The sequence below is a fragment of the Enteroscipio rubneri genome (assembly GCF_002899715.1).
GTDB lineage: Bacteria > Actinomycetota > Coriobacteriia > Coriobacteriales > Eggerthellaceae > Enteroscipio > Enteroscipio rubneri.
The window spans coordinates 207,209-215,234 of record NZ_PPEK01000003.1 but is presented as its reverse complement, the minus strand read 5'-3'; the positions used below and the strand labels follow the sequence as shown (position 1 = coordinate 215,234).

Here is an 8,026-nt window from a genome sequence, read left to right as displayed (position 1 = left end):
TCGGGCATGGCTCTCCTCCAATATGCTTCTTGTCTCGACAACTCGAATCATACCGGGGCGGGCCGTGCCCTCCTTCCTATCTGGACGCTATCCTGCTGTCAAAGTGCGCAAAAAATTGTACGTTACCCCTAAAGACCGTTTACGCCTATGAGGTGTTCCGAAAGGGGGAGGACCCCGATGTTGCGAAGCCCTGCTGTACAGGACGGAGCACCCATTGCCTCGTCGATGCGACGACGTTTAAGCCGGTAAGCGTGAAGCGTGCCGTTCCGGAGCTGTACGCGCGCTACGGCGAGGTGCTCGAACCGGACGATGCGGCCGCGCCCTCTGTTCGCAAGAACGGCGAAAGGGGTGTGCGATGAGCGTGCCGCATCGAAGACTGTGCAAACTGTTTGAGTTCGCTGGGAGCGGATGCGATGTCGCCGACTCCTGGTGCACGGGCGACTTCGAAGCAACCTACGATGACGTGCAAGCCGGTTGTGCATGGCTGCTCGCGTGGCTCGGTCCCGATGCTCGTGGTCGGATCGTCTAGGGGCTTCGAATGGATAGCGCCATACTCGATGCCATACAGGAGCATTTGGGCTCGCCGTTCATGGATTCCTTCATGGTCTTCGCCACGCATCTCGGTGATCTTGCGGTCATTTGGTTTGCGGCGGCTGTCGTTCTCATTGCTCAGCCGAAGCGGCGCGTCTATGGTATCGGGGTGCTCCTCGCCATCGTTGCGTCGGCAGTTCTCGGCGCCCTCGTGCTGAAGCCACTGTTCGGCCGTGTAAGGCCTTTCGTAGCCTACGAGTTCCTAGGCTTGCTCATACCGCCACCGTTAGGTTCGTCGTTTCCGTCGAACCACTCCATGGTATCGTTCGCCGCAGCTGCTGCGCTGTGCTGTTTGCCGGACAAGGGACGGCTTGCCACGGTGCTCAAGGCGGCTGCTGTAGCCGCCGCGTGTCTGATCGCATTTTCGCGTCTGTACCTGTACGTGCACTATCCAAGCGACATCCTTGTTGGCGCAGTGATCGGCATTGTTGTCGGCGTTTCCGCTGTGGTCATCGCAAAGAAGCTTGTGCCGCAGCAGCCGGATTGAGGTCGCCGTCGATCTATGCGGTCTTTTTCGGGGCACGTCGTCGGGGAGGCCTTTTCGCAGGCGGTTCTTTGTTCGTAGCGTCATCGGCGTCGACTGGGGAGGTTTCAGCTTCTTCGCGGGCTTTCAAGCTTGCCGAAAGAGCGTCCATGAGATTGATTATGTTTGAAGGCTGCTCTGCTGGTTTCTCGGTTACAACTTGTTGACCAGCGACTTTACGCTGGATGAGATCCATGAGCTTCTCTTGGTACGAGTTTTTGAAACGCGCGGGATCGAATGGCTCGGTCATGCTCTCAATGAGCTTGCGGGCCATCGAGAGCTCTTCGTCGGCGACGTCGGGATGCTGCAATGACTTCGGAATATCTTTGACCTCGCTTTGGAAATGGAGCGTCATCATGACGAGGTCGTCTTCGTAGGGGATGAGCGCGATGGGTGTTTCGGAGTTGCCCATCACCGTGGTGCCGATGGCGATTTTCCCCTCGTCTGCCATGGCGCGTCTCAGCAGTTCGAGCGGTTTTTCTCCACCGGCCTGAGCAATGACCTGGTACGGTTTTTCGAAATAGAGGGGTGGAACCTCTTCGATGTCGGAGAATTGCACGATCTTCATAGCACGATCTGCAGAGGTTTTGATGGCTTCGAGTTCCTCGTCGGTGACAACAACATACTTGCCCTTCTCGTACTGATAGCCCTTCACTATGTCCTCGGGCCTGAGCTCCCGCTTGCAGTCGGGACACGTCTTGACGTACCGCACGCGTTTCATGCTGTCCTTGGCGAGTTGATTGAATCGCACCGCATCATCTTGCGTCGCCGCGTAGAGTTCGACGGGTATGTATACGAGGCCGAAAGCGATCGCACCTTTCCGAGCGGCCATAAAAGCTCCTATCCTTCGGATGTTCCGAAGTCTGCATGCTAGCGTGTTCGGATGGCTGCAGGGCTTGGCTGGAGAACTCGAAAGGGAATCGCTATTAAGGTGTTGTTCGCTGGATGCGCACCTCTGCAGGCAGGGGAGTGAGTAGCGCATATGGAACGAGCCGGCTTATCGCCGGCTCGTTCCATACTTCCTGTTCGTCCTATGCAAGGCGCCGTACGAGCGATGCGCACAGCAGGGCGCCCGCGAAGCACAACAGGGAAACCAGGTACCCCATGATTCCTCCTTGCAAATTCTGACGCGTTACCGTCCGCAGATAACTCTATCACCGATTTTGATCCACTTCTATCAGCAGACATAATGGTTGCCGATCGGTATTCGAACTGTAACGCAGAGCGCTAGTTATTGAACAGTGCGTTCGTAATCGCCTGCTCGGCTTCTTGGGTAGTGCTCCAGGAATTGCCTTCTCGCGCGAAGGCTAGTTCGATCGGACTGGTCTCGACGGCCGATAACTCGTTCAGCGAACTCATGATCGTTTCGCCGAACTTCATGTTCTGCTCATCAGTGCTCATCGACTGGATGCTTTCATCTTCGGCGAGCGTCGTAACGGCTTCCTCCAGGCTGTTCGTGTACTGGCTGAAGCTCTTGCACGTGAGCACTACGGTTGCTGTCGCATTATCGCCGTCGACGTTCACGCTCTCGATGCGGTAGTCGAAACCCGCCAAATAGCTCGACACGAATTCCTTCGCATCGATGCCGTAACTTGAGAGGTCGTCCGCTCCCGCCTCCGAGGCAAGAAGATTGAGCGTTTCTTCGTCGAGGTTCTTCAGTTTGTCGAGTTCAGCCGATACCCCTTCGCGAATGATCTCCTCGTCGTTCTGCCCGCAGCCGACGAGCGCCATTGCGCCCATGGCAAGCAGGATCGACGCAAAAAACGTCGTGGCGACTTTCTTGATACAAGCCATTGGAATCTCCCTTTCTCCTTGTCTGATCAAATCAGAATACGGTATGTACTCCTTTTCGTCGATGGATAATCGGCTAGCGAGCCTGGAGACGGGTTGTCTTCACGGCCCGAAAGCGACAGGAGGGGATAGAGTCCATAGAGTAACTCTAAGCTGGATCTTGAATCATGGGCAGACCGATACGCTTCTGCATGCTTGTCAGGTCAAAAGGGGCTTGAAGAGCCAAGCGGCGTCATCCCATTGCTGGCGTTTTGCAATGTTCCTGAACGCGTCCTGACAGAAGCGGACAACGGTTTCCTGCGGGTCGTCGGCTTTCAAGACGTCTTCAAGTCGAAGGAAGTATTCCGTTTGTTCCGGATCGAAGAATGCTTGGCGAGGGCGCACTTCATCAGACGAGCCGTCGGTGAGGAACGGGTAGGCGAGTACGAAGAACGAAGGGTCATTCGTGCTCTCGTCGCCCGTCCAGAATCCGAATTCGATGAACTGTTCGTCGAAAGCCGCTCGCTCAACGAGGGAGCCGTCCGTGCGATAAGGGCAGGGCTTTCCCGAGAACAGGGTGGTGGTCATGTCAAACGTGCCCCAGTACAAAGCGGGATGGGTTCGTTTTCCTCGGTAGGGCGCCGAGAAACGCTCCAAGGCGTTTCGGGCGAACAGAAACTGATGAAAGGCGCGTCGAGCGCAGGGAACGTCGAAATCGATGCTTGCATGCTGCTCGTCGAAAGGAGTTGCAGTGAACATCTCCTGGGGAATGGGGTTGATCTCGCACGGATGGCCGACATCGGCAAGCATCGACTTGAAGAGCTTGTACAGATCGGCCACGGATACGACACCGGAGAATGAGAAGGCAGATGCGTCGCTCGCCGTAGTCGTTTTTACGCAGGCATCGGCGAGATCGAGTTGGATCTCGAATCCGTCTTTGCCGGCTGGAACGAGTCCTGTTGTGAATCCGTCGGGTTCAGCGAAGAGCACGACGTGTCGCCACTCTGGTTGCGGCGGCATCGTCTCCAGTTTTACCTTGCCCATCATCTGCAGCATCATATGCAGTGCGATGCACGTCTCGCGCCATTCCTTATACTTCAACACCTTCATGCGATCACCTCGTCGGCGATCCTAGCGGATCATTGGAGCGAGGGATCCTTCCGCTTGATATTCGTTACCGTTTGACGGACGCTTCGATACCTTTGCGGAATACCATAGGGAGTTTGGCATGGGGGCTGGCATGCATGTATCGACTCATGGGGTGCAAGAGGACCCGAGTAGAATCCATCTAACTTTACATAAGATACATTATCAATAAATCAGTATCTTAAAAGGGGAGAGTGCTCCGAAGAGGAGCGAAATCGAAAGCGGCGTCCTGCTATTCATCTGGTTCTTTTTATAAAACAAGTCCCGCAACCGTCCATGGTTGCGGGACTTGAGGTGCGGAGCTTCGAAATGGTGCAGGATTGCATTTGCATATAAGCACTATGCAATCAAAATCATATTAGCCCCAGGTTGAATTCGTTTCTGCGCCCGTTGAACCACCTGGAAGCAGCCCGCCATAATCACCTGATTCCACCATGCCCATGAACGTCGGGAAGAGCATCCAAACCAGTGCCAGATTGAGGACTCCAGTCACGCCACAGACGGCCATGGCGAAGATCGCCGAACGCTTCATTCGTCCAGCGGCAGCGCTGATCTCAGAACGCTTGGCCTCGAGGGCTTTCAGCTTTCTGAATCCAATGTAGCCGCATACGATGCCTATCGCGCTGAATAGCAGGCTTGCAAGAATCAAGGATATGGGGCCGATGATGCTTGCAGCGAGAATGAAATTCTGAGCAGTTTTGAACTCCCGGGCATCGTTCATGTTCGGCTGAGGCATACGGGGACTTTGCAAGTCACGGGAATCGAGGTCGGTCGGTCGCCGGAACCCACTGGTATCCTGGTTGCCGTTATCGGTCCCTTCTTGCGAGGGTGCGGGTGGAGGTTCGGGCGGCCTATGTTTGTCCTCGGTCATACCTGATGCTCCTCAATTCATTTATAGCCTTCTGACCTGGTGATTTAAATACAAAGCTCTGAGAGCCGTTCTAAGGCCCCGTTTTGTCCTCCGACGGCTCCTAGGTCGTCGAAAACAAGGGTTTTTCGACCAGTTCGAGCGATAACTATACCACGGAGGGTTCATCGGAGCTTTTATTTGCAGACAATTCCATACCTGCGGCATGAAGCCGCTTGAGACTTTCATTGAGCTCGGCGCGCTGGTATTCAAGCACCGTTTCTTGTGCGCGCACGATTTCGAGACGCTCAGAACGAGTCGATGCACCACGTTTCTGCAAGCGCACATAGTATTGGATGCCCTCGATTGACAGCCCACTTTTTCTCAACGCATCAACAAAGTGCAATTGGGCAATATCGATTTGCGAGAAAGACCGAACGCCACGGTGATCCCGCGCCAAGTCCGGAAAAAACCCGCATTTGTCGTAATAGCGTATGGTGTATGCTGAGATTCCCGTCGAATCGACAACATCGGCAATGCCATAACGCGCAACCGCGTCCGCATCTTCTTCGTGCTCTTTGCACCGATGTTCTTCGTAATACATCGCCGGCGCCTCCTCGGTTAGAGTAACTCTAAGATATCTTATGTGCCTATGCGCATGGGATCAAGCGTTCGGTTATGCTCGACGATCTCATCGTTCCTTCGAGAATGGATACGGAATCTCTTGGTCTATTGACTTAGAGTTACTCTAAGTCAATAGACACCACAAGACCGGCCTCGATTTCAGTCATACTGTTGTAAGCAGCTCTCAGTAGAGTACGGCATCGGTTTATACCGAGAGGCTTACTCCGCTGCTGCCGAAGCCCCCAGATCCCCTCTTCGTTTCAGGAAGTTTCTCGTGCAGTTCAAACGTTGCCTCGGATACGCGCATGATGACGAGTTGAGCGATGCGGTCTCCGCGCTTGATCTCAAAAGGCTTGTGCGCGTCCAGATTGACGAGAACAGACTGCAGCTCGCCTCGGTAACCGCTGTCGATAAGACCGGGAGCATTTACTAGCGAAACGCCATGCTTTATAGCAAGTCCGCTTCGGGGCAGGACAAAACCAGCGTACCCTCTCGGAATAGACACGGCAATGCCGCAGGGTACGAGTGCTCGTTCGAACGGATGCAGAACCAGATCGATCGTTGAGCGCAAATCGACACCAGCATCGCCGGGATAGGCGTATGCAGGGATTGGCAGCTCCGGATCGAGCTGTTTGAGCGGCACGGCAATGCCCTCCATCAGCTCATCCCTTCCAATGCGGCAGCGAATTCCTCGATGTTCTGGAAGTCCTTGTATACGCTTGCGAAGCGTACATACGCGACATCGTCGAGCTTTGCAAGGCGGACAAGAGCCATATCGCCGAGCTCTTTGGACTTGATCTCGTTCTTTGATGCATTGCGGAGTTCAGACTCGATGCTCTCGATGAGCGTCGCTACCTGTTCTGGAGAAATAGGTCTTTTTGCACAGGCGATAAGCAGGCCTCTCATAAGTTTTTCGCGATCGTAGACTTCAGACGATCCATCGGACTTGATGACTATAAGCGGACTGTCGCCAAGCCGCTCATAGGTAGTGAAGCGATGACCGCATTCGAGGCATTCACGGCGCCGACGAATGGTCGCACCGTCTTCGGATGGTCGAGAATCGACAACTTTCGATTCGGAATGACCGCAGGATGGACAGCGCATGGCACTCCTTCTGTCAGCGTTTTTTCCACCCTAACATACTAGATATTGTGGTTCAATGAAATCGATGAAATCATTGGAAAGAGCGTCAAGGCCGATGATGGTTCGGACATGTCCATACCCAATGTGTTCATGTCGGTGCCTGCGGCTATGTCCCGATCCTTTATGAGAAGGTCGGGCGCGCATCGCCCTCGCGTAGTCGATGCCGGCCGATGGGGCTGGTCGACTTCAAGAACCTCGGAGGGGAAATATCAAAAGCGATTCGATCATCGCAAGCAGAGCGACGGAAGGCTTTTGTTGATGTCCTCCATGAGGGTGTGTTATAAAGCAAGGAACAACCCAAAAAACGCCGTTGCGCAGAGCGTGAATCCGCCAACGGTCGCCTGCAGGAGGTTCATACGATCGAAGGGTTTTCCCGCTGCGTCTCCTGATCGCAGCTCTGTGACGAACTGCGATCTGAGAACGTTCCTATCGATTCGGCCGAGTTTACTATGATCTCCGAAGCAGGAACTGTCTGAACTTGGGTTCGACGGATGATCGCTTTGGTACGGCCCGGGAAATACGATAATCTCGGCCTCGTGCTCGGCGGTCTCGATCGCTTCCAAGCGAAGAGCGGACGTTCCCTCGACAAGATATTTCGTCGCATATTTCTTCATTTTTACCCTCCTGCTCTTGCGTAGAACCTTTGTTCGCGTATATAATAGGTCGAACAAAGGTTCATGTCAAGAGACTTTAAAACATTTGTTCGTTAGTAGTATCGGACGACGAAAGGACGACCCTATGGCCGAGAAGGTAACGAAGCGCCAGCAAGCGGTGCTCGACTGCATCGAGGAGTGCATCAGGGAGAAGGGGTATGGTCCTACCGTGCGCGAAGTATGCCAGAGCCTCGGGCTTTCCTCCCCTTCAACCGTCCACGTGCATCTTAAGGCGCTCGAACAGAAGGGACTCATCAAGCGCGATCCGCTCAAATCGCGCTCGATAGCGCTTACGTATCCGCTTGAGGACGCGGCGCTTGCCACGAATGTCATCCAACCTTCGTTCAGCAAGATCGTGAACGTTCCGCTCGTCGGTAACGTTGCGGCCGGTTCGCCCATCCTTGCTGAAGAGAACATAACCGACACGCTTTCGCTTCCGACCGATATCGTGGGCGACTCCCCTTCGTTTTTGCTGTCGGTACGCGGCGAGTCGATGATCGAAGCGGGCATCAACGATGGCGACTACGTGGTCGTGAAGGAGCAGCCCGTCGCCGACAACGGCGATATCGTGGTCGCTCTGGTCGATGACGGTGCAACGGTCAAGCGGTTCTACAAAGAACAGGGGCACGTGCGTCTGCAGCCGGAGAACTCCACGATGGAGCCTATCATCACGACTGATTGCTCGATTGCGGGCAAGGTTGTCGCGGTGTTCCGTCGGCTTTGATAATC

11 protein-coding genes are annotated in these 8,026 nt (G+C 54.6%); 3 read left to right on the top strand and 8 right to left on the bottom strand.

Going from position 1 to position 8,026, the window contains the following annotated elements:
* Positions 1 to 355 precede the first annotated feature (355 nt).
* A complete protein-coding gene (locus tag C2L71_RS04915; protein WP_204600457.1) occupies positions 356 to 529 on the top strand; it encodes a hypothetical protein in 174 nt (57 codons plus the stop codon).
* Positions 530 to 538: 9 nt separating this feature from the next.
* The gene (locus C2L71_RS04910; protein ID WP_103264647.1) at positions 539 to 1,078 is read left to right on the top strand and encodes a phosphatase PAP2 family protein; all 540 of its coding nucleotides are present in this window, start codon (positions 539 to 541) and stop codon (positions 1,076 to 1,078) included.
* 13 nt (positions 1,079 to 1,091) lie between these two features.
* Here C2L71_RS04910 and ku read toward each other — a convergent pair whose 3' ends face one another.
* The 8 genes from ku to C2L71_RS04870 form a co-directional block, all read right to left on the bottom strand.
* Entirely contained in the window at positions 1,092 to 1,946 is an 855-nt protein-coding gene (gene ku / locus C2L71_RS04905; RefSeq protein WP_103264646.1) for a non-homologous end joining protein Ku, read from the bottom strand.
* Positions 1,947 to 2,341: 395 nt separating this feature from the next.
* The gene (locus C2L71_RS04900) at positions 2,342 to 2,908 is read right to left on the bottom strand and encodes a hypothetical protein (protein ID WP_103264645.1); all 567 of its coding nucleotides are present in this window, start codon (positions 2,906 to 2,908) and stop codon (positions 2,342 to 2,344) included.
* Between the two features lie 195 nt (positions 2,909 to 3,103).
* Entirely contained in the window at positions 3,104 to 3,994 is an 891-nt protein-coding gene (locus C2L71_RS04895; protein ID WP_103264644.1) for a DUF5996 family protein, read from the bottom strand.
* Positions 3,995 to 4,388: 394 nt separating this feature from the next.
* Complete coding sequence (locus C2L71_RS04890; RefSeq protein ID WP_103264643.1) at positions 4,389 to 4,901, bottom strand: YybS family protein; 513 nt, start codon at positions 4,899 to 4,901, stop codon at positions 4,389 to 4,391.
* A 145-nt stretch (positions 4,902 to 5,046) separates the two neighbouring features.
* Entirely contained in the window at positions 5,047 to 5,481 is a 435-nt protein-coding gene (locus tag C2L71_RS04885) for a MerR family transcriptional regulator (protein WP_103264642.1), read from the bottom strand.
* Between the two features lie 225 nt (positions 5,482 to 5,706).
* Positions 5,707 to 6,159: a dUTP diphosphatase gene (gene dut, locus C2L71_RS04880; RefSeq protein ID WP_187143266.1), complete on the bottom strand. Its 453-nt coding sequence runs from the start codon at positions 6,157 to 6,159 to the stop codon at positions 5,707 to 5,709.
* Positions 6,159 to 6,605 (bottom strand): transcriptional regulator NrdR, encoded by a 447-nt coding sequence (gene nrdR, locus C2L71_RS04875; protein WP_103264640.1) that lies wholly within the window; start codon positions 6,603 to 6,605, stop codon positions 6,159 to 6,161. The genes dut and nrdR overlap by 1 nt, the downstream gene beginning before the upstream one ends.
* Before the next feature lie 317 nt (positions 6,606 to 6,922).
* Positions 6,923 to 7,258 (bottom strand): hypothetical protein, encoded by a 336-nt coding sequence (locus C2L71_RS04870; protein WP_103264639.1) that lies wholly within the window; start codon positions 7,256 to 7,258, stop codon positions 6,923 to 6,925.
* A gap of 124 nt (positions 7,259 to 7,382) precedes the next feature.
* Between C2L71_RS04870 and lexA the strand changes: the two genes are divergently transcribed.
* Positions 7,383 to 8,021, top strand: a complete 639-nt coding sequence (gene lexA / locus C2L71_RS04865; RefSeq protein ID WP_103264638.1) for a transcriptional repressor LexA — start codon at positions 7,383 to 7,385, stop codon at positions 8,019 to 8,021.
* The last annotated feature ends 5 nt before the right edge of the window (positions 8,022 to 8,026 follow it).